At 69.6% G+C, this 25,227-nt stretch carries 21 protein-coding genes; 19 read left to right on the plus strand and 2 right to left on the minus strand.

The annotated features are described in order from the left end of the window. Position 1: 1 nt before the first annotated feature. From BGO20_RS11420 to BGO20_RS11505, 18 genes are all read left to right on the plus strand, one after another. Positions 2–1,624 carry a portal protein gene (locus BGO20_RS11420; RefSeq protein WP_291663903.1) on the plus strand — a complete coding sequence of 541 codons (1,623 nt, stop codon included), beginning with the start codon at positions 2–4 and terminating at the stop codon, positions 1,622–1,624. Continuing rightward, positions 1,621–1,932 carry a hypothetical protein gene (locus BGO20_RS11425; RefSeq protein WP_291663902.1) on the plus strand — a complete coding sequence of 104 codons (312 nt, stop codon included), beginning with the start codon at positions 1,621–1,623 and terminating at the stop codon, positions 1,930–1,932. Before BGO20_RS11420 ends, BGO20_RS11425 begins: the two co-directional genes overlap by 4 nt. 3 nt (positions 1,933–1,935) lie before the next feature. Further along, positions 1,936–2,895, plus strand: coding sequence for a hypothetical protein (locus BGO20_RS11430; RefSeq protein WP_291663901.1), 960 nt, complete (start codon positions 1,936–1,938; stop codon positions 2,893–2,895). A gap of 266 nt (positions 2,896–3,161) precedes the next feature. Further along, positions 3,162–3,425: a hypothetical protein gene (locus BGO20_RS11435; RefSeq protein WP_291663900.1), complete on the plus strand. Its 264-nt coding sequence runs from the start codon at positions 3,162–3,164 to the stop codon at positions 3,423–3,425. 259 nt (positions 3,426–3,684) lie between these two features. Continuing rightward, positions 3,685–4,578 (plus strand): phage capsid protein, encoded by an 894-nt coding sequence (locus tag BGO20_RS11440; protein ID WP_291663899.1) that lies wholly within the window; start codon positions 3,685–3,687, stop codon positions 4,576–4,578. An 87-nt stretch (positions 4,579–4,665) separates the two neighbouring features. Next, a complete protein-coding gene (locus BGO20_RS11445) occupies positions 4,666–5,145 on the plus strand; it encodes a hypothetical protein (protein ID WP_291663898.1) in 480 nt (159 codons plus the stop codon). Between the two features lie 5 nt (positions 5,146–5,150). Then, positions 5,151–5,777, plus strand: coding sequence for a phage connector family protein (locus tag BGO20_RS11450; RefSeq protein WP_291663897.1), 627 nt, complete (start codon positions 5,151–5,153; stop codon positions 5,775–5,777). Beyond that, positions 5,771–7,984, plus strand: a complete 2,214-nt coding sequence (locus tag BGO20_RS11455) for a phage tail protein (protein ID WP_291663896.1) — start codon at positions 5,771–5,773, stop codon at positions 7,982–7,984. The genes BGO20_RS11450 and BGO20_RS11455 overlap by 7 nt, the downstream gene beginning before the upstream one ends. Continuing rightward, positions 7,984–8,754, plus strand: a complete 771-nt coding sequence (locus BGO20_RS11460) for a hypothetical protein (protein ID WP_291663895.1) — start codon at positions 7,984–7,986, stop codon at positions 8,752–8,754. Before BGO20_RS11455 ends, BGO20_RS11460 begins: the two co-directional genes overlap by 1 nt. 3 nt (positions 8,755–8,757) lie before the next feature. After that, complete coding sequence (locus BGO20_RS11465) at positions 8,758–11,826, plus strand: transglycosylase SLT domain-containing protein (protein WP_291663894.1); 3,069 nt, start codon at positions 8,758–8,760, stop codon at positions 11,824–11,826. Continuing rightward, positions 11,823–14,027 (plus strand): hypothetical protein, encoded by a 2,205-nt coding sequence (locus tag BGO20_RS11470; protein WP_291663893.1) that lies wholly within the window; start codon positions 11,823–11,825, stop codon positions 14,025–14,027. Before BGO20_RS11465 ends, BGO20_RS11470 begins: the two co-directional genes overlap by 4 nt. Then, the gene (locus tag BGO20_RS11475) at positions 14,024–16,627 is read left to right on the plus strand and encodes a hypothetical protein (protein WP_291663892.1); all 2,604 of its coding nucleotides are present in this window, start codon (positions 14,024–14,026) and stop codon (positions 16,625–16,627) included. The genes BGO20_RS11470 and BGO20_RS11475 overlap by 4 nt, the downstream gene beginning before the upstream one ends. A 134-nt stretch (positions 16,628–16,761) precedes the next feature. Further along, positions 16,762–18,048, plus strand: a complete 1,287-nt coding sequence (locus tag BGO20_RS11480; RefSeq protein ID WP_291663891.1) for a hypothetical protein — start codon at positions 16,762–16,764, stop codon at positions 18,046–18,048. Beyond that, positions 18,045–18,422: a hypothetical protein gene (locus tag BGO20_RS11485; protein ID WP_291663890.1), complete on the plus strand. Its 378-nt coding sequence runs from the start codon at positions 18,045–18,047 to the stop codon at positions 18,420–18,422. The genes BGO20_RS11480 and BGO20_RS11485 overlap by 4 nt, the downstream gene beginning before the upstream one ends. A 10-nt stretch (positions 18,423–18,432) precedes the next feature. Continuing rightward, on the plus strand, positions 18,433–19,431 hold the full coding sequence (locus BGO20_RS11490; protein WP_291663889.1) for a glycoside hydrolase family 19 protein: 999 nt from the start codon (positions 18,433–18,435) through the stop codon (positions 19,429–19,431). Continuing rightward, positions 19,428–19,685 carry a hypothetical protein gene (locus BGO20_RS11495; RefSeq protein WP_291663888.1) on the plus strand — a complete coding sequence of 86 codons (258 nt, stop codon included), beginning with the start codon at positions 19,428–19,430 and terminating at the stop codon, positions 19,683–19,685. The genes BGO20_RS11490 and BGO20_RS11495 overlap by 4 nt, the downstream gene beginning before the upstream one ends. A gap of 92 nt (positions 19,686–19,777) precedes the next feature. Then, positions 19,778–20,095, plus strand: a complete 318-nt coding sequence (locus tag BGO20_RS11500; RefSeq protein WP_291663887.1) for a hypothetical protein — start codon at positions 19,778–19,780, stop codon at positions 20,093–20,095. A gap of 211 nt (positions 20,096–20,306) precedes the next feature. Beyond that, complete coding sequence (locus BGO20_RS11505; RefSeq protein ID WP_291663886.1) at positions 20,307–22,412, plus strand: GumC family protein; 2,106 nt, start codon at positions 20,307–20,309, stop codon at positions 22,410–22,412. Between the two features lie 27 nt (positions 22,413–22,439). Here BGO20_RS11505 and BGO20_RS11510 read toward each other — a convergent pair whose 3' ends face one another. Continuing rightward, positions 22,440–23,639, minus strand: a complete 1,200-nt coding sequence (locus BGO20_RS11510; RefSeq protein WP_291663885.1) for a GNAT family N-acetyltransferase — start codon at positions 23,637–23,639, stop codon at positions 22,440–22,442. Between the two features lie 124 nt (positions 23,640–23,763). Between BGO20_RS11510 and BGO20_RS11515 the strand changes: the two genes are divergently transcribed. Beyond that, positions 23,764–24,819, plus strand: a complete 1,056-nt coding sequence (locus BGO20_RS11515) for a polysaccharide deacetylase family protein (protein ID WP_291663884.1) — start codon at positions 23,764–23,766, stop codon at positions 24,817–24,819. Between the two features lie 6 nt (positions 24,820–24,825). Here the strand turns inward: BGO20_RS11515 and BGO20_RS11520 are convergent, their stop codons facing one another. Beyond that, positions 24,826–25,035: a DUF2842 domain-containing protein gene (locus tag BGO20_RS11520; RefSeq protein WP_291663883.1), complete on the minus strand. Its 210-nt coding sequence runs from the start codon at positions 25,033–25,035 to the stop codon at positions 24,826–24,828. Between the last annotated feature and the right edge of the window lie 192 nt (positions 25,036–25,227).

Consider the following 25,227-nt stretch of genomic DNA (forward strand, 5'->3'; position numbering starts at 1 on the left):
GATGTACGGGCTCAACGACATCCTCACCCGTCACGACGAGCTCAAGGCCATCCGCCAGCCGGTCGAGCGTCAGTGGCGCGAGATCGCGCAGCTGATGTGCCCCGAGCAGGAGGACATGTTCACCGGCAACAGCCGGACGAACCCGGCCTATGACGAGCTCTACGACGCCACGACGATGCAGGCGGCGGAGGCCTTCTCCGGCGGCATCTACGGCCAGATGACCAACCCGGCGAACAACTGGTTCGAGTTCGGGCTGGAGGATACCGAGCTCGCCAGCTACTACCCGGTCAAGTCCTGGCTCTGGCGCCAGAGCCGCAAGGCCTACGGCACCTTCGCCGTTGCCCGCTCCAAGTTCTATTCCGAGGCGCCCGGCTGGTTCGGGGATCTCGGTATCTTCGGCATGGGCACGCTCTATTCCGAGGAGATCGTGGGGGCGGGGCGGTTCCTGGACCGCGCCATCCCGCTCGGCGAAAGCTTCATCGACGTGGACGCGGAAGGCGATGTCGACACCTTCCACCGGGCCTTCCGGCTCACCGGCCGCCAGGCCAAGCAGAAGTTCCCGGAGCTCGAAGCCCTCGGCAGCCAGGTCAACGACCGCACCACTTACGAGTTCATCCACGCCGTCTGCCCGAACCCGGCCTACGATGCCCGCCGTATCGGGCTCGCCGGCAAGGCCTTCCTGTCGGTCTACGTCTCGCCCCAGCTCAAGAGCTTCATCCGCACTGGCGGTTATCACCGGATGCCCTACCACGTCGTCATGTGGAAGCGGCGCCCCGGCCGGGTCTATCCGGTCGGCCCCGGCCATATCGCCCGGCCCGAGGCGGCGATGCTCAACGAGATGGAGCGCACTCATATCGTCGCAGCCCAATTCGCGGCAGATCCCACGATCCTGGCTCACGACGAGGATACCTTCTCTCCGGCAGACCGCTTTCCAGGCGCTGTCATTTACGGCCAGGTCAACGAGCGCGGCCAGCCTCTGGCCCAGCCGCTCAACACCGGCGCGAACCTCCAGCTCTCGCTGGAGATGTCGAAGGAGCGGCGGGACGCGATCCGCCAGGCCTTCTATTTCAGCGTGATGCAGCTGGTGAACCGGCCGCAGATGACGGCGACGGAGTTCCTCGGCTTCCAGGAGGAGTATCTGCGCCAGATGGGGCCGAACCTCGGCCGCATCCAGAGCCAGGGCCTCGCCCCTCTGATCGCCCGCCGCTACGACATCCTCGCCCAGGCCGGGCAGATCGACCCTCCGCCGCCGGAGCTCGAAAACCAGCCGCTCCAGATCGAGTACACCTCGCCCCTCGCCAAGATGCAGAAGGCCGGCGAGGCCAAGGCGACGCTGCAATACGTCACCGGCATGCAGCAGGTCGCGGCCGCGACGCAGGATATCGGCGTCATGGACAATATCGACGGCGATGCCGTCGCCGCCATCCTGCATGAGGCGATGGGGCCGCCGCCTTCCGCCCGGCGCGATCCGGCCGCAGTCGCGAAGCTGCGCGAGCAGCGCGCCCAGCTCGCCGCCCAGCGCGAGCAGCTCGCCCAGGCCGGGCAGGCCGCCGAGGTCAGCGCCACCAACGCGCATGCGGCCCAGGCCGCGACGCTCTCGACCCAGCGCGAGGCCGGCCAGTGAAGCTCATCGCTCCCCTGCGCGCCTTCTGGCCGGACCTGCGCGAGCGCCGCCAGCTCGTCGCCGAATATGGCCAGCTCGGCCGCATGGGCATGCTGCTGGCGGACATCGCCAAGCGCGGCGGCATCTTCATCGCCGGCGAGCAGCATCGCGATCTCTTCGCCGCCGGCGTCGCCGAGGGCCGCCGCCAGATCGCGCTCGAATTGATCCGCACGGCCGGGCTCGATCCTGCGCTTTTGCAGAAGGCCTGCACCGACCCCGTTCCCGATCCCCGGCGGCAACCCGGCCGCCTGTCTCACCTGGAGGAGTGAACCATGCTGATCCGGTCTCTCGCGATGATGCGCGTCTACAATGCTGCCGAGGCGTCGGCCGCTGCTGGCGGTGGGGGCGATGGCGGTGCGGCCGCTGCTGCCGGCGCCGCCGCAGACGCCGGGGCTGCTGCCCAGGCTGGCGGCGACGGCGGCCAAGGCGGCGGAGCCGAGCCCTGGTACGCCAAATACGAGCTCGACGAGCCGGCCAAGCAGTTCATCGCCGACCGCAAGTTCGATCGGCCGGACGGGCTCCAGTCCCTGCTGAAATCCGCGATCGAGAGCGATCGCGTCGCCCGCTCGCGCAAGGTTTTCGAGAAGCCGGACCCGGCCCGGATGAACGAATGGGGCGGCTGGGCCGAGCTCGGCTGGAAGGAAAAGCCCGAGGAGTATGCGCTGAAGAAGCCGCAGACCCCGCAGAATTTCCAGTACATGCAGGGTTTCGAGGACACCCTCAAGAAGATCGCGCATGAGAACAAGGTTCCGCTGCAAGCGGCCCAGGCCATGCTCGACGGGCTCACCGCCTGGGGCGTCTCCGAGATCGACGCGACGGATGCGCGCGGCGCCAAGGAAAGCGCCGACATGGAGGTCGCTCTCCGCAAGGAGTGGGGCGGCGACTATGACCGCAACGTGGAGCTCGCCAAGCGCGCCTTCCGCCATTTCGGCGTCGGGCTCGACGATGGCGCGCAGCTCCAGGCCATCACCGGCGCGCCGGGCATGATGAAGCTCTTCCACGCCATCGGCATGGAGATGGGCGAGGACAAGCTGGTCTCTTCGAGCGGCGGCGGCTCCGGCATGTCCGAAAGCCTTGAGGGCCTGCGCGCCGAGCTGCGCCGGCTCCAGGGTGATCCCGAATTCATGAAGGCGCTCCGCGACGAGCGGAATCCGCGCCATGGCGATGTCGCCGCCCAGCGCAAGGCGATCATCGCCAAGATCGCCAGGATCGAGACGGGGCAGCGCCGATGAGAAAAATCATGATGTTGGGCAGTCTCGGCTTTGGCCTCGTCGGCCTCCTCGCTGGTCTGGCCACGCCGAGCCTGCCTCCTCCCTCGCGGCCGCCGCGGCGGAAAGGCAGCCGCTCGACGACGGCTTGGTCGCCAATGCAACGCAACGGAAGGCGGGAAATTGAGCGCCGCCTCCGCCAGATCCAGGCAGGTCGGCTGAAAGTCGCCAACGGCCTGCATCTGGCGCGTTAGCTCCATCCCCGCCCCAGGAACCGACAGGAGGTCACAATGGGCAAGACGAAGACGCCGGCAGGGAAGCCGGCGGCCGAGCATCCGCTGCTGGAGGAGTTCGCGTCCGACGTGCCGCACGAGGCGACCGCCGGCGAGTATGCCTTCTGCATTCGCGACCGATGGCACGGCCAACCGACCGATCTCGCCGATGGCTGGCATCCGGCCGGGTCGGATTGGTATATCCGTGTCGAAGGCGGCCTGCCTCAGGAGGCGCTGCGCAGCGATCATCCTCGCTCTGCCGCACTCGACGAGTTCGCCTGACGCCTGGCCGCTTGACAGCTTGGCGCAAATCAGACAGCGCTTGACCCCATAGGAGCCCGCCGGCCGCCACGGCCGCCGGCGCAAATGCCGCAACCGCCCGCTCCGGGCGGCCCGCCGGGGAGCTAGCCCCCGCTCAACCAGCCGCCGATCGCGGGCGTTAAACGACAGGCCTGGCCCGCCGGATGGGGTGCGCTCCTACCGGCCGCAACCTCGCCGAAGCAACCAATCCCATTGTTGTTTCGAGACGAGGAGATGGCCCATGGCAGGCCCCGTCACCGATGCACACCGCATCGAATATCGCGAAAACGTCCAGCTCGCGCTTCAGGAAAAGAAGGCGATCTTCGACAGCGCCTTCATGTTCGACAGCGACCTGAAGGGCAAGCAGGTCATGATGACCGACATCGTCGGCCAGATGGAAGCGCGCGTCGACGCGCCCGAAGGTGGCGACACGCCCGACAACGAGGCGACGCACGAGCCCGTCTGGGTCCGGCCGCGCCGCATCGACTGGGGCAAGGTCATCACCAAGGAAGACCAGATCAAGGCCCTCACCGATTTCAAGAGCCAGTATGTCCAGGGCGGCGCGGCCGCCGTCGTGCGCAAGAAGAACATCATCCTGGCGGATGCGCTGTTCGGGCCGCGCCTGATCGGCAACGAGATCCCGGTCTCGACCCCCTGGGCCGGTCAGACGGTCGGCATCCAGGTCGGTTCGCCCGAGGGCGCGCCGGCGGATATTGGCATGAACGTCCAGAAGATCCTGCGCGCGATCCGCTACATGGAAGACGCCGAGATCAATATCGAGGAGGAGGAGTGCTACCTCGCCTGCGATCCGACCGAGATCGAGCAGCTCTATAACGATCTCACCTACGTCAACAAGGACTACCGGGCCAAGGCCGTGCTGGAAGAGAAGCGCGTGCTGGAGATCCTCGGCATCCCGATCATTCCCACGAAGCGCGTCGCCGATGCGGCGGCCAACCAGTCCTGCGCCGCGCTGTGGACGAAGTCGGGCATGGCCTGGGGCGAGTTCATGCCCCTCGACATCAACTCTCAGCCGAACCCGAACAAGCAGTACCGCGAGCATCCGTACATGGAGACCTGGATCGGCGCGACCCGGCTCGAAGACGCGCGCGTCGTCAAGATCCTCAACAAGTACTGATCCGCCAACGGCCGCCGGCGTCGCCGGCGGCGTCACCCGTTCAGGCCGGACCAGGCTGCGCGCCGCCGGCGAGACCAGGAGGCCCCCATGGCCGTCGTCACCAAATATGCGCGGTCCTACAAGGACCCTGCCAACGTCGCCCTGCCGCCCGCCGCCTTCGTCGAAGGTCGCGTGCGCGCCATCACCACCGGCCCGATCGCCGTCGCCAATGGCAACGACATCGGCTCGGTGATCTATCTCGGCAAGATCCCGAGCTCGGCCATCATCCTGCCGATGTCGACGCTCTATCACTCCGCCATCACCGGCCTGTCCGATTTCGACATCGGCATCGCGCGGGACGGGGCCGTGGTCGATGCGAACGTGCTGGCGGATGGGCTCACGCTGGCCGCCGCCGGCAGCAAGAACGTCATCGCGGCGCTGGCGACCGGCTCGATGGGCAAGCGCCTCTACGAGGTGCTCGGCCTGGCGAACGATCCCGGCTGCGAATACGACCTGGTCGGCACCTTCAACGCCGCCGCCACGGCCGACGGCACGATCGAAGCCTTCATCCTCTACGCCAAGAAGTAAGCGGGATGGCGCGCGCGGCATCCGAGACCGAGGCGGCCAACGGCGCGCTCGCCGAGATCGGCGAGCCGCCGATCGCCTCGCTCGACGAGCCGCGCGCCGCCGCCCGCGTCTGCAAATCCCGCTTCCACGATGTCCGCGACGCGCTGCTGCGCGAGGCGGACTGGAACTTCGCCACCGCCTGGGTCATCCCCGGCATGGACCCGGCGCCGGCGCTCGGCCGCCTCAAGAACCGCTATGTGCTGCCGCCGGACTGCGTCAAGGTCCGCTTCGTCGTCGGGCTGGAGACGGATGAATGGGCGGTCGAGGCCGCCTCCGTCGCGCCGACCGCCTCGCCGATCCTCGGCGGCGTCCTGGTCACGAACGCGACCGCGCCCAACATCTGCTACACCCGCATCGTTGCCCAGCCGGTGCTGTGGGATGCGCTCTTCCTCCAGGTCTTCCAGAAGCGCCTTGGCGCGGCGATCGCCCCGCGCATCGGCCGCAGCCAGGCCATCGCCGGCCGGCTGAATGGCGAGGCCGCCGCGCTGCTCAAGCCCGCCAAGCGGCGCGACAGCCAGGAGAAGGCCCGCACCGAGCTGCCGCGCATCACGAGCTGGCTCGCGGCCCGCTACGGAGGCCGCCGCCCATGGTGATGGCCAATCTCGACCGCTCGCAGTTCTCCGCCGGCGAGCTCGATCCCGCCCTGCATGCCCGCAAGGATCTCGCCCGCAACCAGTCCGGGCTCAAGGCCTGCGAGAACTACGTCGTCATGGTCGAGGGCGGGCTCACCCGCACGCCCGGCACGGCCTATGTCGCGCCGCTCAAGACTGAGGCCCAGCGCGGCAAGCTCGTGCCCTTCGAGTTCTCGGTGGACGATAACTACATGCTCGCCTTCAACGACGGCGTCATGCGCGTCCACCGCAATGGCGGCGTCATCGTCGATCCGGGCAGCCCGCCGGACCCTTACGAGCTAGCCGTTCCCTTCGCCGAGGCGGACCTGCCGAACCTGCGCTGGGCGCAGTCGGCCGATGTCATCTTCTTCGCCTGGAACAAGCAGCCGAAGGTGCTGACGCGCAAGGATCACGACGACTGGACGATCGCCGACTATGGCAATCTGCGCGGCCCGGTCGAGCCGCAGAACACGGACGCGACGGTCACGATCAGCGCCTCGGCCGCGACCGGCTCCGTCACGCTCACCGCCAGCAGCGCCATCTTCCAGGCCGGGCATGTCGGCTCGATCTGGCGGCTCGACGAGGCGAACCTCGCCAACATCCCGACCTGGAAGGGCAACGAGAAGCCGCTCGCGGTCGGGAACCTGCGCCGCAACGGCGGCAAGGTCTACCAGGTCTCGAGCATCGCCAGCGGCGACGACGCCGGGCCGAACCCGCCGACGCATGAGGAGGGCGAGGTCCTGGCCGGCGCGGGCAACGTCGTCTGGAAATACCTGCATTCCGGCTACGGCCATGTGAAGATCACGGCCTTTACCGACACCACCCATGTCACGGCGGATGTCATCGGCCTGCTGCCGGGGGATGTCGTCGCGCCGAACGCGACCTATCGCTGGTACGAGGCGGCGTGGTCGGACGTGAAGGGCTGGCCCAAGCAGGTCCGCCTCGCCGACAACAGCCTGGTCTGGACGGATCGCAATCGCTTCTGGCGCAGCAAGGTCACGGATCTCTACGATTTCGAGATCTCGACCAACGACGACAGCGCGATCGCGACGCGCATCTTCAGCCAGGACGGCGCGCTGGTCGATATCCAGTGGGTCCTCAATGCCGGCATTCTCGTGCTCGGCACCCGCTCGGGCGAATGGATCGTGCGCGGCGGCTCCGATCCGTTCGAGCCGCTGACGCTCACCAATATCCGCCTGGTCCCGGACACCAACGAGGGCTCCGCCCCGCATATCCCGCAGCCGGTCGATGGCGGGGCCGTCTTCATCGGCCGCTCGCGCGACAGGCTGCATTTCGCCAAGTTCGACCGCGTCTCCGAAGACATCGACATGTCGGAGCTGACGCTCTACGCCCGCAACATCCTGCGCGGCGTCGCCAAGGTGCTGGCCTATCAGCGGGACCCGCACCGCGTCGTCTGGATCGCGACCGAGGCCGGCGAGCTCATCTCCGTCACCTTCCGGCCGGACCAGGAGGTCATCGGCTGGGCGCGGCACCCGGATGTCAACGGCGTGGTCGAGGACCTGGCCGTCATCGCCTCGCCCGATGCCGGCTACACCCAGCTCTGGATGGTGGTGCGCCGCTCGATCGACGGCGCGGACCGCCGCTTCATCGAGACCATGGCCCCCTTCTTCAAGCCGGCGAACTTCGCGGCCGCCGATGCCTCCGGCGCCTGGATGGTCCGCTGCGGCCTGCGCTACCAGGGCGCGCCGGCCACCACGATCAGCGGGCTCGACCACCTCAAGGGGCAGGAGGTCGCGATCATGACCGGCGGCATGCAGCATGAGCGCCGCGTCGTCAGCGCCGCCGGCGAGATCGTGCTGCAATACGCCTCGGCCGATGTCCTGGTCGGCCTGCCGATCCGCGGCCGCATCCGCACCCTCTCGGCCGAGACGACGATCGACGGCAACGGCACGAAGGGCACCAAGAAGAAGGCGGTCAGCGTCCTGCTGGAGCGCCTGTTCGGGGCCGGCGGCTCGCTCTCGGCCAACAATGGCTTCGCCGAGCCGCTGCTGCTCTCCGGCCATGTCATGCCCTCCGGCGCGCAGCCGCTCGAAACCGCCTCCCGCCCGGTCACGGTCGAAAGCCCGATCGAGGATTTCATGGAGATCGAGCTCGTCAACGACACGGTCTACCCGGACACGATCCTCGGCCTCTCGCCGCATGTGAACTTCGTCGAGGACCGGGGCTGATGTGCGAGCCGACGCTCCTCACCGCCGCGACGATCGGGCTCCAGGCCGGGGCCGGCGTCTTCTCGGCCGGCATGCAGTCGCGCAACAGCGCCTCGCAGGCGCGGCTCGGCATCTGGCAGGCCGTCCAGGAGAGCCAGGCCGGTTTCGACGAGGCCGGCGCTGTCTCCCGCATCCTGGTCGACCAGGCCAACGACACGGCCGGCTTCACGATCGACCAGGCCACGCGCGCCACCCGTGCCTACAAGCTCGCGATCGAGATCGCCAACAAGAACGCCGATCTGGCGCTCGGCAAGGCGAACCTGGAGGAGAACCGCGTCCGCGACGAGACCAAGGCGGCGCTGGCCCAGCAATCCACCTATTTCGCCGCCAACAACATGGACCCGACCTATGGCTCCCCGCTGCTGCTCGCCGGCTTCGGCGCGGCGCAGGGGGAGAGCGACGCTCTGATCGTCCGGGCCGGCGGCCAGCAGGAGGCGGCGGACCAGAACTGGACGGCCTACCAGCTCGCCGACAAGCAGGACGAAGGCATCAAGACGGCCGCCTTCTCGATCGAGAGCGGCTACAAGCAGGCCTCGACCCAGATTGACAGCGCCTATCGCACGGCGAAGACGCGCGGCACCTCGGGCAACATCGCCGCCGGCATCACTGCCGCGAACAACCTGCGCGCCGGCCAGTACGGCGCGGCGACGGCCCTGCTGTCGACCGCGACCAACTGGGCCACCATGGCGATGGGTGGCAAGTTCTCCGCCATCGGCATCAAGGGAGCCTGACGGATGGCGCAGGCTCCCATCATCGTCTCGCGCCAGCGCCTCGGTGGCCCGCAGGCCATCCCGCAGCTTTCGACCGGGGAGGGGCTGCTCAGCGCCCAGCTCGCCGGCACGCGCCGCGAGGCGGCGGCCGAGATCGCCGGCATCGAGAGCCAGAGCCAGGCCGAGATCCAGGGCGGCCGCGCCATCGCCCAGGCCGCCATGGGCAAGAACGCGGCCGAAACGAAATTCGCCGGGGCCGTCTCGCAGGCGGCGCAGGGCATCGGCAACGCCATCGTCGAGGCGCAGGCCCAGACCCGGCTGACGGAGGCGCAGAGCGCGCTGCTCAAGCGGCAGGAGGCCCGGCGCGAGGAGTTCCGCAACGACCAGGACTGGCAGACCGCGCCGACCCGGCTTTCGGAGGCGATGCGCAAGGACGAGGACGAGATCCTGTCCGGCTTCGGCGCGGCTGACCAGGCCAAGCTGCGCCAGTCGGTGCTGCGCTCCTCGCTCTCGCTCCAGCGCGAGGTCAGCCAGACATCGCTGACCAAGATGAACAACGCGGCCGTCGCCTCGCAGACGGAGCTGTCGCAGACCTATCTCACCCGCGCCTCGCGCGCGACCTCGGCCGACGAGCGCCTGGCCATCATCCAGGAGAACGACACGGCGATCGACGGCCTGGTCGCGAAGGGCATCCTGGAGCCGACGCAGGCGCTCACCTCCAAGCAGAACTTCCGCCAGCAGCTCGACCAGACCGAGCTCTACAAGGGCATCAAGAACAACCCGGAGGGCACGCTCAAGGCGCTCCAGGACCCCGCCATGTTCGGCTCGCTCACGCCGCTCCAGCGCGAGACGGCGACGGCGCAGGCCCAGGCAGCGCTCGACGAGCGCAAGGGGCTCGAAGCGCAGGACATGCAGAAGCGCGACCCGGCCGCCGCCGCCGCGACCTATTCGCGCGCGCCCGACCAGAGCATCGTCGGCCAGGTGGTGCGCCGGGCGCTGATCCCCGGCGAGAGCGGCGGCAATGCGGGGGCGCAGAGCCATGCCGGCGCGGCCGGCATCGCCCAGATCATGCCGGATACGGCGCGCGGGCTCGCCAAGCGCCTCGGCTGGTCGGATCTCGACGGCCTCGACGATGCCGGCGTGCGCGCCTGGCTCAAGGCCAATCCCGAGAAATCCACCGTCATGGCCGAGCGCGAGATCGGCGACATCTGGCGGCGCACCGGCTCGCTCGCTGCCGCCTTCGCCGGCTACCATGCGGGGCAGGGCGCGGCCGATGCCTGGCACGCCAAGGCCGTGGCGGCGTTCGGTCCCGGCTATACCGCCGCCCAGTTCATCAGCGTCATTCCCGAAAGCTCCAGCGACGCCAAGAACGGCAAGCCGGGCATGACCACCCGTGACTATGTCGCCGGCATGCTCGCCCGCGCCGGGGCCGATCCCGGCCGGGGCGGCGTCTCGACCAATGCCGCCTATCGCATCGGCTCGGCCGTCGACACCGGCATCAAGGCCGATGTCACCCAGCAGCGCCAGCAGATCAACCAGCTCGTCAGCCTGACGCAGGACGATCGCGACGCCGTGCTCACCGCCTTCAAGAGCGGCTATGCCACGGACCCGCAGGTGGTCGCGGCCGCCAAGGCCCCGTTGATCGCGGCGGCGTCGGCCGGCGATGCCACGGCGGTTCAGAAGCTGCGCCAGTTCACCGAGATGGAGCAGGCCGCGCCCCTCGTGCGCGAGGCCTATCAGATGAACCCGGCGTCGCTCGAAACCGGCATCGCCGTCCTGCGCCGGGAGATCGCCAATGGGAATGCCGGCCCGGCCGCCCAGCGCCGCCTGCAGGTTTTCGAGGCCGTGCAGAGCGAGGTGACGAAACAGGCCGGCGAAAACCCGGTCGGCCTGATCGAGCGCTCCGGCCGCCAGCCCGTCACCACCGTGCCCGTCCAGGCTCCGGCCACCGCGCCCGAGTTTGGCCAGGCGCTCCAGCAGCGCGCCGCCGTCGCGGTCGAGGCGCAGCATCTCTACCAGGGCGCGCTCAAGCCGCTGAAGCCGCAGGAGGCGGCCCAGCTCAAGCAGCGCTACCAGGATGCGACCGCGCCCGAGCGGCTCGACCTGGTCAAGGCCTTCCACCAGGCCATGCCCGGCCCGGCCTTCGACGCCGCCACGACGCAGATCGGCGCGGACAAGCTCACGGTCACGGCGGCGCGGCTCTCCGCCGTCGATCCCGAGCTGGGGCCGAAGATCATGCGCGGCGCGGCCCTGCTCAAGAGCAAGGGCGTCGACGACGGCAAGGCGGCGGATCTCCGCACGGCGCTCGGCAACACGCTCGGCCGGTCCGTCTTCCCGCCGGAAGTCCAGGGCGAGCTCGTCGATGCGGCGCTGGCGATCTACGTCGCCGATCGCGACGGCAAGGGCGCGCTGTTCGACAATTCCGACCCGCGCGCGCTCGAAGGCGCGATCGAGAGCGTCACCGGCAAGCTGGCCAAGGTCAACGGCGTCAAGGTGCCCTTGCCGCGTGGCGTCAGCGAGACGCAGTTCACGCGCGGGCTGGCCGATCTGCGCGCCGAGGATCTCGGCGGCACGCCGGTGGGGCGGGACGGTCAGCCGCTCGACATCGGCTTCCTCCGCTCCTATGGCCGGCTGCGCCCGCAGGGGCTCGGCGACGGCCGCTACATGGTGATGCTGCCCGGTCCCGGCGGCCAGGATGCCGCCGTGCGCGGCGCGGACGGCCAGCCGCTCGTCGTCGACATGCTGCCGGCCGTCAGGCGTGCCGAGCAGAACTGGCCGCAAGTCCAGGGCAACGAGGCAGCGCAGGCCTATTGGGATGCCCAGTCCGGCAACGCCATGCGCCGGGCCGATCCGACCTTCCAGGGCTCGATCCCGCCGGCGCGCGGCCCCTATGCGACGCCGGCCGAGGAGAAGGCCCGCTCGCTGGAGATCACCCGCCAGCAACTCAAGGATCTCGAAGCGGAGCGGGACGGTTACGCCAACGCCCGCGCCCCCGCCCCGGACAGCATCCTCGGCCGCCAGGTCCGAGCCCGTATCGAGCGGGATCTCGCGCTCACGCGCCAGCGCCTCAAGGACCTGGGAGGCGAGCCGTGAGCTGGGAGAGCGCCTTCGCCGGAGAGCGCGAACAGGCCGCGCGCGGTCCTGCCCCGGCCGCGCCTGCGACCCTGGGCGAGATCTGGCGCGCCGGCTGGGACGCCGCCGGGCTCGACACCGTGTTCGGCCAGGGCGATCCCTGGGCGCAGGCCCAGGGCGAGCTGCGCCAGGCCGTGGAAGGCGCGGCCGGCATGAGCGCCGCCGAGCTCGCGCGCTCGCAGGGCAAGAGCCTGCGCGCCGTCGACTGGGCCGGCTCCTCCTGGCAGGACCAGGTGCGCGAGCTCGGCGAGCTTTCGGCCGGGCTGACGCCGGACCAGCAGGAGAAGGTCAAGCCCTTCCTCGACGTGCCGGCCCGCGCCCGCCGCATCGCCGCCGATCGCGAGCGCGAGGCGGCCGATATTGCCGATCGCACCTATGGCCTCACCGGCCATGCGCTCGGCTTCCTCGCCGGCGTCACGCGCGCGGCCGTCGATCCGATCAATCTCGGCACCATGTTCGTCGGCGGCCCGCTGGCCGGTTCCGTGCCGCGCATGCTGGCCCGCGAGGCCGCGCTCGGCGTCGGCATCCAGGCCGTGCAGGAACCGTTTATCGAGGCCGGTCGCGCCGAGCTCGGGCTTGACGCCGGCCTCGGCCGGGCGCTGACCAACATTGCGGAGGCCGGTATCGGCAATGCCGGCCTCGCCGGGCTGTTCAGGGGCGCAGGCTGGCTGATGAGCCGCGCCGCCCATGCCGGGGATGCTCCGGCCGTTCGCGCGGCCGATGCCGTTTCCCAGGCATTGCAGGAGTCCCGACTAGACGCAGGCAGCGTGCCGGCCCGCCCGGAGCTCGCGGCCGATGCCGGCGCGCTCGCAGCACGCCCGGCCGAGGCGCTCGCCCCGGCGGCCGAGCCCGCCGCTCCCGCGAGCCTGCGCGAGCTCGCCCCGGCGGATCTCGACGCGGCGGCGCGGCTCGCCGAGCGTGACGAGCTGGTCGACCATCTCGCTCCCGACCAGAGCGGGCCGGGCAAGCTCGTCCATGCCGAGACGGTCGAGGCGATGATCGCCCGGATGGAGGAGAGCCGGGCGGATATCATGTCCGGGCTCGACAGCAAGATCGCCGAGCTGGAGACGCGCCTGCGGGGGGACACGCAGGCGCAGACGGCGGGCGGGGAGGGCGTTTCTCCTCCCGCGCCACCCGCCCGCCGTCGACGCCCGGCCGCCGAGCGCAAGCCGGTCTCGCTCGCGCGCTTCATCGCCGAGAACGGCGGGATCAAGATCGACGATCAGGGCGAGGCGCGTTACCTCGGCATCAACCAGATGTTCGTGCCCGGCGCGGGCATGGTCGGCCGCATCAACGGCAAGCTGCTCGATCGCGACCTGGAGCCCCTGCTGATCGCCGAGGGCTATCTGCGCCCGCAGGACCCCAACATGCCGTCCCGCGACGTGACGCAGGAGGTCCATGACGCGCTGGTCGCCGAGTTCACCCACAAGCGCCCGCTCTACCGCTTCCAGGACCAGGCGCGCGTCGAGCAGCTGGATACCGGCCGCGCGCTCGACCAGGACCAGCGCTGGCGCGACGAGCTCCAGGCGGAGGCGGACGGCATACGCCGGCAGCTCGTCGATGCCGGGCATCGCATCGAGGACTGGGACCCGCAGGACATCGCCGACGCGGCGGACAGGGTGGTGCGCGGCGTCGACGACAGCTGGGAAACCGCGCTGGAGCGCGTTGTCATGGCGCGCGAGCTGGCGCATGATGCCTCGCCCACGGCGCTCGCTGCCGCCGAGGACCTGCCCGATTGGGAGATTGCCGATGCGATTTTCGGCCGAGACACACAGCCAGATAGCGGCCGAGCTGGAGGCCAAGGCGGCCCAGACGCAGGAGCCGGCGGCGAAGGCCGACCTGCAAAGGCGGGCGACGCAGTTCAAGGCGCTGGCGCGGATGGCCCAGCGCCAGGCGGACGCGAAGGCGACCAGGCACTAGCCGGCGCGCTCTCCCGGCTGGCCGGGGCGAGCGACGATCCCACCCTGTTCAAGGCGCGTCTCGCGGATCTCCAGCGCAACCTGGACGCCGCCGGCGGCGACATCCGCCTGGAGCTCGACAGCGGCGCGGTCTCCGCCCGCCAGCTGCTGGAGGAGATCCGCGACGACGCCACGGCCGCCGACGCGCTCAAGGCCTGCCTCGGCCAGGGTAATGGTCCCACTGGCGGGGAGGGCGGCGCATGAGCGTGCTCTCCTGCCTGTTCGGGAAGGTCGAGGCCGGGCTGGTCAAGCGCGCCTCGGCCGACAAGCTCGCCGCCGCCATCGAGGAGCGCCGCGCCGCGCTCGCCGACGCCAGGGCCGCCGCCGAGACGCCGCTCACCTATATCGCCCTGGAGATCGCCGACGATGCGACCAGGGCGGCCGCCCGCCATGCCGACCTGACCATCCGCTCCGTCGAGGCGCAGCTCGCCACGCTCCAGGTGGTGCGCGACTATGACGCCAAGGTGAAGGAGCTGCGCGCCACGCCGGGCGACTTCGGCTTCGGCAGCAAGGCCCCGGCCTTCCTCGCCGACGAGCGCAAGTCCACGGTGTGGCCGGCGGTGCGCTCGCTGTTCTGGCGGGACCCGCACGAGATCGCGACCTGGGGCAACGTCACCTATCTCGCCCGCACCATCCGGGGCGAGGCGCACGCCGCCTTCGCCGACACCATCGAGAAGCTGCGGGCCAAGGCCTTCGGCTTCAAGCACGAGACCACGCGCGAGGCCGAGCTGCTGGATGCGCTCTACGGCGAGCCCGGCGCGACGCAGGACGGCCGGCTGATGGCGCAGAGCTGGAGCGGCGTCGCCGAGAACCTGCGCGAGCAGTTCAACGCCACCGGCGGCGCGATCCCGGAGCGCCAGGGCTGGAAGCTGCCGAACCCGACGCTCGATCGCAGCAAGGTCGCCGCCGTCTCGCGCGAGGAGTTCGTGGCGGATATGCTGCGCCTGAACGATCGCGAGCAGCTGCTCGACTTCGGCACGGGCCGCCGGCTGGACCAGGACGGCATCGCCCGCGTGATGGGCGAGGTCTACGACAACGCCGTCGCCGGCTGGGTCGACGGCCCGCCGAGCGCCGCGACGCGCGGTCGCGAGATGCTGGCCAACAGCCGGCGCGATCCGCGCATCCTGGTCCTGAAGGATGCCGCGAGCTGGCGTGAGTTCGCCGGGAAATACGGCGAGCACGACAGCCCCTTCGCCGCGATGATGAACCATATCGGCCGCATGAGCGAGGACATCGCCATGCTGCGCACTCTGGGCCCGAACCCGGAGGGGCTGAAGCGCTACATCCTCTCCCTGTTCGACCGCGAGCTGGAGAGCGTCACGGTCAGCGCACCGGCCGGCGCGAGCGAGGCGCAGAAGCTCGCGGCGGTGAAGGCCAACCGCAAGGCGGAGAACCGGCTCAACCGCCAGCGCCGCTCGTTCGAGACCGCCTGGGCGCATGTCACCGGCGCGGCCGACACGCCGGTCGATACCGGGCTGGCCAACATGATGGGCGACATGCGCGCCGTGCTCGTCGCCTCGCAGATGGGCTCGGCGATCATCTCCTCGATCTCGGACCAGGCGACGCTCGCCATGGCCGCGCGCTTCAACGGCATCCCGGCCATGGGCGTGGTCGGCCGCGCCATCCGCGAGCTCGCGGAGCCCGGCTCCGAGATCCGCGCCGCGCAGATGGGGCTGGTCGCCGATACGCTCGCCCATGGCGTTCACGGCGCGGATCGCTTCGCTGGCGAGACCATCCGCACCGGCCGCGCCGGCCAGCTCGCCGGCGGCGTCGTGCGCGCCTCCGGCCTGCGCCGCTGGTCGGCCGTGCTGCGCAACGCCTTCGCGCTGGAGACCATGGCGCTGCATGCCCGCGAGGCCGGCAAGGGCTTCGCCGAGCTCGACCCGAAGATCCGCGAGAGCCTGTCGCGCTACGGCATCGACGCCGGCGACTGGGACGTGATCCGCCAGGCCCCGCTCTACGAGGAGCGGCCGAACGCGCTGCTGCTGCGGCCGATGGATGTGCGCTCCCTCGGCGGCGAGGAGGCCGGCAAGGCGGCGGACAAGCTCAAGCGGCTGATCGACACGGAGATGGACTACGCCGTCATCGAGGCCGATCCGATGACGCGGGCCATGATCAACGGCGAGGCCCGGCCGGGAACCTATGAAGGCGAGGTCCGCCGCGCCTTCGGGCTCTACAAGACCTTCCCGCTCACCTTCGTCACCATGCACTTCGCCCGCGCCATGGCGCGCGGCTGGGATGGCTCGCGCATGGGCCATGCCGCGATCTCCTTCTCGGCGATGTGGGCGCTCGGCCTGGTCGCGATGCAGGCCAAGCAGGTGGCCAACGGCAAGGACCCCTACAGCCTCGACCCGACGACGACGCGCGGCCAGCGCGCCTACGCCGCCGCGCTCCTCCAGGGCGGCGGGCTCGGCATCTTCGGCGACTTCCTCGGCCAGGACATGACGCGCAACGGCAACAGCCTGATCGCGACCTTGGCCGGCTCGCAGTTCGCGGCGGGCGAGAAGGTCGGCAAGTTCGTGCTCGGCAATCTCCAGCGCCTCGGCAAGGGCGAGCCGACGCATTTCGCCGGCGACGCGCTCTACACCGCCGCCTCCTTCCTGCCCGGCTCCTCGCTCTGGTACGTCCGCCTCGGCTTCCAGCGCGCGGTGCTCGACCAGCTCGCGCTCCAGATCGACCCGCGCGCGCCGGAGCGTTTCCGCCGGATGGAGGACATGGCCCAGCGCGACTGGGGCCAGCGCTTCTGGTGGTCGCCCGGCCGCGCCGCGCCGCAATCCGCTCCCAACCTCGGAGGCACGCCATGACGGTCACAACCGAGCTCTCGCGCTCGACCTTTCCCTGGACCGGCGTGGAAACCGCCTTCGCCTGCGCCTGGCCGGCCGACAAGGCGGCCGACGTCAAGGTCTTCTATCGCACCGCCGCCGGCGTCGTCAGCGAGATGACCGCAGGCGTCAACCACAGCGTCACCCTGGCGGATGGGAGCAATCTCGTCACGGTGCTGCCGATCGCGCTGCCGCCCGCGCCCGGCACCCTCGTCGTCTCCCGCGAGACGCCGGCGCTTGTCAGCGAAGTGCTCCAGGATGGCGAGGGCTTCTCGCTCGCTATCATCCAGCAGCTGCACGATCGCGCGGCGATGCGCTCCGCCGAGGATCGGACAACGCTCTCCCGCGCCATCGTGCTGGAGGAGGGGGCCGAGCTCGGCGCGGGCAACTTCAACCTCGGCGGCTCCGGCCTGTCGAACGTCGCGCCGGGGACCGTGCCGACCGATGCCGCCACGGTCGGCCAGCTGCTCGATCTGATCATCGCCAGCGGCAACGTTCCGGTGCCGCTCGCGGAGGATGTCGGGAAGGCGCTCGTCGCGCTCGCCGGCGGGCTGTTCGCCTGGGGTCAGCTCGACAAGGCCGCGCTCGTCGACGGCATCCTCTCGGCGGATGCGGCCGGCCTGGCCAAGATGGCGGATGGTTTCCTCTCGGCCAGTCCCGCGGCCAGGCTCAAGATGGCCACGGGCTTCTTCGCTGCTGATGCTGCCAGCCGCGCGAAGTTCGCGGCGGGCTTTTTGGGGCTTGACGCCGATAGTCTCGCCATTTTCGCAGACGGCTTTTTCGCAGCCAGTGCAGCGGCTCGCCTCAAGATGGCCGACGGCTTTATCGTGCCGGCGAAATTGTCGAGCGATCCGGCCGACATCAGCGGATTTCGGAGCTTGCTCGGCCAGAGCTCGGTCAAGGTATTCGATCAGACCCTCTCGGCCGCTGCAACGGGCTTCATTGTGCCGCTGACAGGGTTCAAGGCCTTCCGGGGGCGCCTTCTCGTCGTTCCGAACCCGGCGGCAGCTGATTTCAGCGTCGGATATCGGACCAGCTTCGACGGTACGTCATATGCCGCAGGCGCGTCCGATTACATCGTGCAGTATCTTGGATCTGTAGGAGGCAGCGCTTTCGCAGGCTCCGGCGCGACTCCTCAAGCCGCGCTTACTCAGGCCGTCGAAAGCACCCAGCCCGGCACTCCGACCCGTGCCTATTTCGATTTCGATGCCGGGTCAGCAGGCGAAAAAGCCAACTGCACCTCGATCAGTTTCGGCCTGAATTCCAGCGGAAATGCCGATCTCAGCATGCTCGGCACGTGGCGCGACGCGGTTGGGTTGGTGTCGCATCTCTCGGTCCTAGCCACTGTCGCGAATGGTCTTGGCACCGGCACGCGGCTGATTGTCGAAGGAGTGGTGCAATGAGCGGACTGGTCTTCATCGTCGATGGGGAGCGGACGACGCTTCTAGAAAACGACATCGGGCCGCTAGCGGAAATGAATGCGCTTCCGCCGGTCGACATCTCCGACCGCCAGTTCGCCCAGGGGCTCGCCGAGCTCGGATTGATCTCGGAAGCCGAGGCGGAGGAGTGGGTGGCGGCCGGCACGCTGCCGCCCGCCCTCGTCGCCCTGGTCGACCAGCTGCCGGAAGGCGAGCGCTTCGCGGCCCGCATGCTCCTGCGCGGCGCGACCCGGTTCGAGTTCGGCCATCCGCTGGCCGAGGCGTTCGGCCTGCTCGCCACCCCGCCCTGGACCCCCGAAGCCCGCGCCGCCTTCTGGCGGCATTGCGCAACCCTGTAGAGGCCTGCCCATGGATCTCGACCAGCTCTCCCGCATCGCCGGCAAGCCGCTCTCGCCGAAGCAGCGCGCCAACGCGCTCTCCTTCCTGATGTCGCTGGAGCGCTTCGGCCCCGGCCTCGGCCTGCTCCAGCCGCATCGCGTCGCGCAATACGTCGCGCAGGCGCTGCACGAGAGCGGCGTCTTCCAATGGGACCGCGAGATCTGGGGGCCGACCAAGCAGCAGCTGCGCTATGACCCAGCCTCGGGCTCGGATCTCGCGCGCCAGCTCGGCAACACGCAACCCGGCGACGGCCGGCGCTACTACGGCCGCACCGGCGGCATGCTGACCGGCCGGGCGAACTATCGCGCCTTCACCGCCTGGGTCCGCAAGCAGGTCGATCCGGCCGGGCCGGATTTCGAGGCCGATCCCGACGCGGCGCTGACCGATCCCTGGGAAGGCCTCGTGCCGCTCTGGTACTGGAGCTCGCGCAAGCTCAACGCCTATGCCGACAAGGGCGATGTCGAGAACATCACCCTCAAGATCAATGGCGGCCGCAACGGCTTCGACGATCGCCTGAAATGGCTGGCGCGCTGCTCGCTCGTGCTGCTCGGCTACGGCCCCTCCGAGCTCATCGTCTTCCAGCGCGACATGGGGCTGGCGATCGACGGCATCTTCGGGCCGAAGACGCGCGCCGCCATCCACGCCCGGCTGCTGGGGCTGACGGCCAAGGCGGCCCAGCCGGCCGATGCGGCGGCCGCGCCCGTCGTCGAGGAGAAGCCGGTCGCGGTGACGCCGCCGGCGCTCGACAAGCCCGTCGCCGAGACGGGCGGCTTCTGGGAGCGCATCGGGACGATCGGCTCGGCCGCGACCGGGCTGGGCACGCTGCTGTTCGGGGACTGGAAGGTCACGGCCGTGGCCTTCGGCGGCATCGTCGTCATCTCCACGCTCGGCCTCGTCTTCCATGCCCGCATCATCGCGGCCGTGAAGGACATCAAGGCCGCGATCGCCGCGCCGGGCGGGGCCGCATGAGCCTCAACCTGCGCCTTGCCCTGATCGGGATCATCGCCGCCGGCGTCATCTTCGCCGGCTGGAAGCTCGTCGACCTGGTCGCCGCCGGCCGCGTCAGCAAGGCAACCGAAACCTACAACCAGGAGAACCGCGATGCGGCGGACAAGGGCTTTCAAGCTCGTGCTGACGTGCGTGCTTGCCGCGAGCGCGGCGGGATGTCTTGGGACCGTGCGACCGGCCAATGTGTCCGGGCAGTGCCGGAGCCTGGGCAATGAACTGGCGCTCGCGACCGACCGTTGGGCGGTCGACGAGGTCTTCGAAGCCGGCGTCGCGGTCGGCTGCTGGTCGCGACCAAAGGCAAGATGAGATGGCTTCTTCCCAGGTTACGCTCGGCAACAAGCTTTCCATGGCGACGCAGGCCTTCAGCCTGGTGGCGATGCTGATCGCCATCACCCTGGCCTGGGGCCGGATGGACACGCGCATGACCGTCGTCGAAGGCAAGGTCGAGCGGCACGAAAACCAGCTGGCGCAGCTCACGACGCAGGGCGGCTTGACGGCGGCGGCGCTGGCCACGCTGGCCGGCAAGATCGAGGTTCAGAATGCCACGCTCAGCCAGCTGACCACGGCCGTGAACAAGTTCGACGACAAGGTCGAGCGCCTGCGGCCCCCGCTCGCGCAACCCTGATCCCGGCCGGTCCCGAAAGCACCGGAATAGCCACAGTTTGCCGCCAGTAACGCGGCATAAGAAGTTGAGATCATTAACAGTTAATTAGGCTTACCGAGCCTTGAATGACGCCGCATTCCCTCGGGGATGCGAGAGTGTTGCGTCACATAGGTGGGTCATGACCGCTGAAGCTGGGACTGAAGCGCGAGGTGGCGGCGGAAGCCGCGGCGACATGCTTGACCTCACGGCGCTCTGGGCGGCGATAAAGCGCCGGAAGGCCTGGATCGTCGTGCCGACCGTGGCGGCGCTCGGCCTCTCGTTCCTCGCGGTGAACCTGGTGACACCGCGCTACACCGGCGAGGCGCGCCTGCTGCTCGAGAGCCGCAGCGGCTTCTATGCCCTGCCCGGGCAATCCGCGCCCGACAATGCCGGCCAGTTCGATGCCGAGGCGGTGCAGAGCCAGGTGCAGGTGATCATGTCCCGCGATCTCGCGCGGGAGGCGATCAAGCGCATCGGCCTCGTCGGCAACCCCGAGTTCGATTCCGGAGCCGGCACGCTCGGTGCCCTCCGCAAGATTGCGGTGATGATCGGCCTCGGCAGCCATCCTGCCGACCGCTCGCCGGAAGAGCGTGTGCTCGAGAAATACTACGACCGGCTGCTCGTCTATCCGGTGGGGCGTTCCCGCATCGTCTCCATCGAGTTCACCTCGCAGGACCGGGCGCTCGCCGCCAAGGCCGCCAATACCATCGCGGAGACCTATCTCGAGTTCCAGGAGGCCGCGAAGCAGGACAACGCCCGCAGCGCCTCCGCCTGGCTCTCGACCACGATCGAACCGCTGCGCAAACGCGTGACCGATGCCGAAGCCAAGGTCGAGGAATTCCGCGCGAAGCACGGGCTATTTGCCGGCCCGAACAACACCAACATCACCTCGCAGCAGCTCGCCGATCTGTCGACGCAGCTCTCGGCGGCGCGCAGCCAGCAGGCCGACGCGCAGGCCAAGGCCGGGTTGATCAGGGACGCGATCAAACAGGGGCGCACCTTCGAGATCCCGGACGTGGCCAACAACGATCTGATCCGCAGGCTGATCGAGCAGCGCGTCAACCTGCGCGCGCAGATCGCGGCGGAGTCGCGCAGCCTCCTGCCCGGTCATCCCCGGATCAAGGAGCTCAATGCCCAGCTCGCCGATCTCGAAGGTCAACTCCGGGCCGCGGCCGAGCGCACCGTCCGCACCCTGGAGAACGAAGCCAAGATCGCCGGCCAGCGCGTCGAGAGCTTCGAGGCCGCGCTGGACGGCCAGAAGAAGAACGTCGTCACAGCCAATGACAGCGAGGTGCAGCTGCGCGCGCTCGAGCTCGAAGCCCGCACCCTGCGCGAGCAGCTCGAGCAATACATGCAGCGCTATCGCGAGACCGTGGCGCGGGACACCTTGAACGGCGCGCCCGCCGATGCGCGCATCATCTCGCGCGCCGTCGAGCCGATCGACCCGTCCTTCCCGAAGAAACTGCCGATCGTCCTCGTTTCGACGCTGGCGACCTTCCTGATCGCCCTGGCGACGATCGTTACGCGGGAGCTGCTGAACGGCCAGGCCCGCCCGCTGCCGCAGGCGCCCCGTGGTCCGCGCTGGGTCTCGGTCGGGGAGGAGGAGGAGACGAAGGCGGACGAGCCGGCCCCCGAAAGGCCCCGCCGCGATTCCGTCGCCGGCCTGCTGACTCACGCCGGCCGGCTCGGCCAGATCCGCCTCGACCTCGAGCGGCCGGAGGAGACGTTGGCGGCGCTCGCCGAGCGGACCGAGGAGGCGCCGCGCGGACTGGCGCCGGTGGTGCTCGTGCTGGACGGCGGTGGCGAAGGAGCGGCCAGGCCGCGCGAGTTGGCCGAGCTGCTTGCCCAGCGCTGCCGCTGCATCCTCGTCGATCTCGCTCGGGACGACGACCACGGCGAGCCCGGGTTCTCCGAACTGCTGGCGGGCGAGGCGCTCTTCTCGGACATCATCATGCGGGAGCCCGGCTCGCGCCTGCACGGCATCGGTCCAGGCCGGGCCGGCCGCGAGGCGGTGTTCGCCGCCCCGGATCTCGTCGATGTCGCTTTGGAGGCGCTCTGCGAGACCTATGACTGGGTTCTCGTGGCGGCCGCCTCGAACGACGAGAGCGCCATGCTGGAGCCGGTTGCGCGCCGTGCCCAGGGCGGGCTCGTCATGAGCGGGCAGCCGGGCAACGGCCATGCGCTCGAAGCGGCGTACCGCCTCAGCGAGCTGGTCAAGGCGCCCGTCTCGCTTGTTCTCGACGCCGAGCGCGCCGCGCCGATGGCGCGCATGGCGCAGGACGCGCCGCTGGAGGTCTGAGCCGCGGCTTTAGCGGCCGGAAAAGCGCTACTCCTCCGAGAGCGCGCCTCGCCGCAACCAGCCCGAGGCGCGCTGTGCCAGTCTCAGCGCGGCAGGCGAGCTCTTGATCCGTCGCTTCAGCGCGCGCTTCGCCTGCGCGACCCTGACGAACAGGCGCCCCTTGAGCGTCAGCGGCAGGAAGCTGTCGACGAGATCGTCGTGATCGTCGCAGAAGCTCGTCTTGTAGCGCGCTTCGCCGACGCCCAGGTCGAAAACCGCGAAGCCCTCGTCGCATTTCAGCCGGATCAGATCGGCGAGAAGCAGCTCTCCCGGGCTCGTCCTGACGGTCTCGCTCGCCATATCGAAGGAGGTCGCCATGCCCGAGAAGTGCCGCCCCTGGACGGCACCGACATAAGTCGCGACGCAAACCCCTCCCAGGTCCAGCGTGTAGAGCTCGACGGCAGGCGCCTCGCGGCTCCCATCGGATGCAGCAGCGGCCAGAAAGGCGCGCATGGCGGGCTCGGCGAAGGGGTCTGGCACCCCCATGCGGCGAAACCGCTCGGCTTTCTGATTCAGGAAGGCATCGACCGCGCGAGCGATCTCGTCGCGCGTGCGCGCCCTGACTAGCGCCGAGGAGCCGAAATCGGCGAAGCGGCTGCGCTTGTTCTTGAGCTTTTTGCGGGCATGGCTGCTCATCGAGCGTTTCAGCGTCGCCTCGCCGTCGCCGGAGATCAGCGCGAGCTTGTAGGCCCGGCTTGGGCTCGGACCGGCTGCGAGCAAGGCGGCGGGGTTGGCGGTGCCCTGCCATTGCGCCGGCTGGTTGACGAAGATCAGCGCATCGAGGCCGCCGACGGTCCGGCCGATCTCGGTGAGCATTGCTACGGCAGATCCGGCATCGAGACCGGCGGCAAATTCGGGCGCATAGAGGCCCATATGGTAGTTGGCGTGCTTGCCGCCGATGAATTCGGCGAAGCGGATGCCACTGCGCCGGGTAATGACGAGGGGCAGCAACGCGCAGAGTGCGCCTTCGCCGTCACGCAGCAGCGCGTAGCGGAACTCCATGCCATGCGCGGCGCCGACCGTCTCGACGAAGGCGCGGACCCAGCCATAGGCCTGATAGGGCGTGACCAGCGCCCGCGCCTCGAAGGCGCGCCATTCGGCCTCGATCGCGGCGATGTCCGTCTCGATCGCAAGCGAGGCCCAGCGGAGGGGCTTATCGTGCAGCAGGGTTTGGACTGCGACCGCCATGCGCCTTCGTCTCGCGATCAGGGACGGGTTTCTTTAACCCGCCATTGTGAACGGATCGGTCATGATCGCCTCGCTCGCGGCGCGATCGCGCGATAGCGTTAGCGGGCGGTTGCATGGACAAGCGATGAACGGGCGTCACAGGGCCATCGCGGCCGCATTCAAGCTGATGGCGACGACGGGGGCGGACCGCTGGAGCCGGGGTTTTGCCCAGGGCAGAGGCGTTATCCTGACCTTGCACCATGTCCGCCCGGCGACGGCCCCGCGCGGCTTTGCGCCCAATGCGCTGCTGGACGTCACCCCGGCCTTCCTCGACCGGGCGCTCGGCCTGATCCGCGCCGAAGGCCACGACCTCGTCTCGCTCGACGAGGCGATCGTCCGATTGCAGCGCCCCCGGCGCGGCCGCTTCTTCGTCGCTCTGACCTTCGACGATGGCTATCGCGACAATCTTGAGCATGCCTGGCCGGTCCTGGCCAAGCATGGCGCGCCCTGGACGCTGTTCGTCACGCCGGGTTTCGCCGACCGTACCGCGCGACTGTGGTGGCTGGAACTGGAGGAGGCGATCCGTGTCCTGCCGCGGCTCGACCTGACCCTGCCGGACGGCCGCTTCACTGCTGACGCCAGGACCGATGCCGAGAAGAGTCGCGCCTTCGCTAAGCTCTACTGGCGTCTGCGCAAAGGGCCAGAAGCGATTCTGCTGTCGGCGATTTCCGATCTGGCGCGGCAAGCCGGCATCGACCCCGTGGCGCTGGTCGAGCGCGAATGCCTGCCCTGGGAGACGCTGCGGGCGCTCTCCGGAGCACCTGGTGTCGCCATCGGCGCCCATTCTCTGACCCACCCTATGCTGGCAAAGCACGATGCCGAAACGGCACGGCGCGAGATCGCCGAGAGCAAGGTGCGGCTGGAGGCGGAGCTTGGACGGCCGGTCGAGCATTTCGCCTATCCGGTCGGCGATCCGGCTTCGGCCGGGCCGCGGGAGTTCGTCGCGGCGCGCGAGGCGGGCTTCCTCAGCGCAGTCACGACGCGCCCGGGGCATCTCTTCCCGGAGCATGCCGGCCATCTCCATGCCCTGCCGCGCGTTTCGCTCAACGGACTGCACCAGAACGAGGCAGCGTTGCGGGCGCTGCTGTCGGGGCTGCCTTTCTGGCTGCGCAATCGCGGACGGCGCGTGGATGCGACCTAGGCCGGCTCAGCTTTCGTCGCGGCGCTCCATCCACCTGATCAGCGGCAGCAGCGGCAGGATCCAGGCGAGGCCGAGCGCGACGTAGGCGATCCCCTGGACCAGCTTCGGCGCCTCGGTGATCCGCCCTTGGGCGAGCGCCATCGCGACGAGGGCGTAGATGCAGACGAAGGCCAGGATCGCCACGGTTCCGACCAGCTTGCGGGTGCGTTGTCTCATCGGACTCCCTGTTGCCGTCGGCGGCGCCCGATTGGCGCCGCTGCGGCAATGCGATCATTGTCGCGCTGCCGCGACGGGTCTAAAGCATGTCCCGCAAAAGTGGCGACCACTTTTGCGACCAGAATTTGCTTCGCTCGCGCTATGTCACCGCCGACCGCGCTTGTGAAGCGCCCCCCGCGCCCAAAGGTCCGC

The sequence above is a fragment of the Allobosea sp. 67-29 genome, assembly GCF_001898115.1.
Classification (GTDB): Bacteria; Pseudomonadota; Alphaproteobacteria; order Rhizobiales; family Beijerinckiaceae; genus Allobosea.

Excerpts from the sequence above, each read along its gene's own strand:
- BGO20_RS11495 (WP_291663888.1), top strand. The coding sequence starts at position 19,428 with ATGAGCCTCAACCTGCGCCTTGCCCTGATCGGGATCATCGCCGCCGGC.
- BGO20_RS11500 (WP_291663887.1), top strand. The coding sequence starts at position 19,778 with ATGGCTTCTTCCCAGGTTACGCTCGGCAACAAGCTTTCCATGGCGACG.
- BGO20_RS11490 (WP_291663889.1), top strand. The coding sequence starts at position 18,433 with ATGGATCTCGACCAGCTCTCCCGCATCGCCGGCAAGCCGCTCTCGCCG.
- BGO20_RS11465 (WP_291663894.1), top strand. The coding sequence starts at position 8,758 with ATGGCGCAGGCTCCCATCATCGTCTCGCGCCAGCGCCTCGGTGGCCCG.
- BGO20_RS11480 (WP_291663891.1), top strand. The coding sequence starts at position 16,762 with ATGACCGCAGGCGTCAACCACAGCGTCACCCTGGCGGATGGGAGCAAT.
- BGO20_RS11445 (WP_291663898.1), top strand. The coding sequence starts at position 4,666 with ATGGCCGTCGTCACCAAATATGCGCGGTCCTACAAGGACCCTGCCAAC.
- BGO20_RS11420 (WP_291663903.1), top strand. The coding sequence starts at position 2 with ATGTACGGGCTCAACGACATCCTCACCCGTCACGACGAGCTCAAGGCC.
- BGO20_RS11455 (WP_291663896.1), top strand. The coding sequence starts at position 5,771 with ATGGTGATGGCCAATCTCGACCGCTCGCAGTTCTCCGCCGGCGAGCTC.
- BGO20_RS11520 (WP_291663883.1), bottom strand. The coding sequence starts at position 25,035 with ATGAGACAACGCACCCGCAAGCTGGTCGGAACCGTGGCGATCCTGGCC.
- BGO20_RS11485 (WP_291663890.1), top strand. The coding sequence starts at position 18,045 with ATGAGCGGACTGGTCTTCATCGTCGATGGGGAGCGGACGACGCTTCTA.
- BGO20_RS11435 (WP_291663900.1), top strand. The coding sequence starts at position 3,162 with ATGGGCAAGACGAAGACGCCGGCAGGGAAGCCGGCGGCCGAGCATCCG.
- BGO20_RS11475 (WP_291663892.1), top strand. The coding sequence starts at position 14,024 with ATGAGCGTGCTCTCCTGCCTGTTCGGGAAGGTCGAGGCCGGGCTGGTC.
- BGO20_RS11430 (WP_291663901.1), top strand. The coding sequence starts at position 1,936 with ATGCTGATCCGGTCTCTCGCGATGATGCGCGTCTACAATGCTGCCGAG.
- BGO20_RS11460 (WP_291663895.1), top strand. The coding sequence starts at position 7,984 with ATGTGCGAGCCGACGCTCCTCACCGCCGCGACGATCGGGCTCCAGGCC.
- BGO20_RS11505 (WP_291663886.1), top strand. The coding sequence starts at position 20,307 with ATGCTTGACCTCACGGCGCTCTGGGCGGCGATAAAGCGCCGGAAGGCC.
- BGO20_RS11450 (WP_291663897.1), top strand. The coding sequence starts at position 5,151 with ATGGCGCGCGCGGCATCCGAGACCGAGGCGGCCAACGGCGCGCTCGCC.
- BGO20_RS11515 (WP_291663884.1), top strand. The coding sequence starts at position 23,764 with ATGAACGGGCGTCACAGGGCCATCGCGGCCGCATTCAAGCTGATGGCG.
- BGO20_RS11440 (WP_291663899.1), top strand. The coding sequence starts at position 3,685 with ATGGCAGGCCCCGTCACCGATGCACACCGCATCGAATATCGCGAAAAC.
- BGO20_RS11510 (WP_291663885.1), bottom strand. The coding sequence starts at position 23,639 with ATGGCGGTCGCAGTCCAAACCCTGCTGCACGATAAGCCCCTCCGCTGG.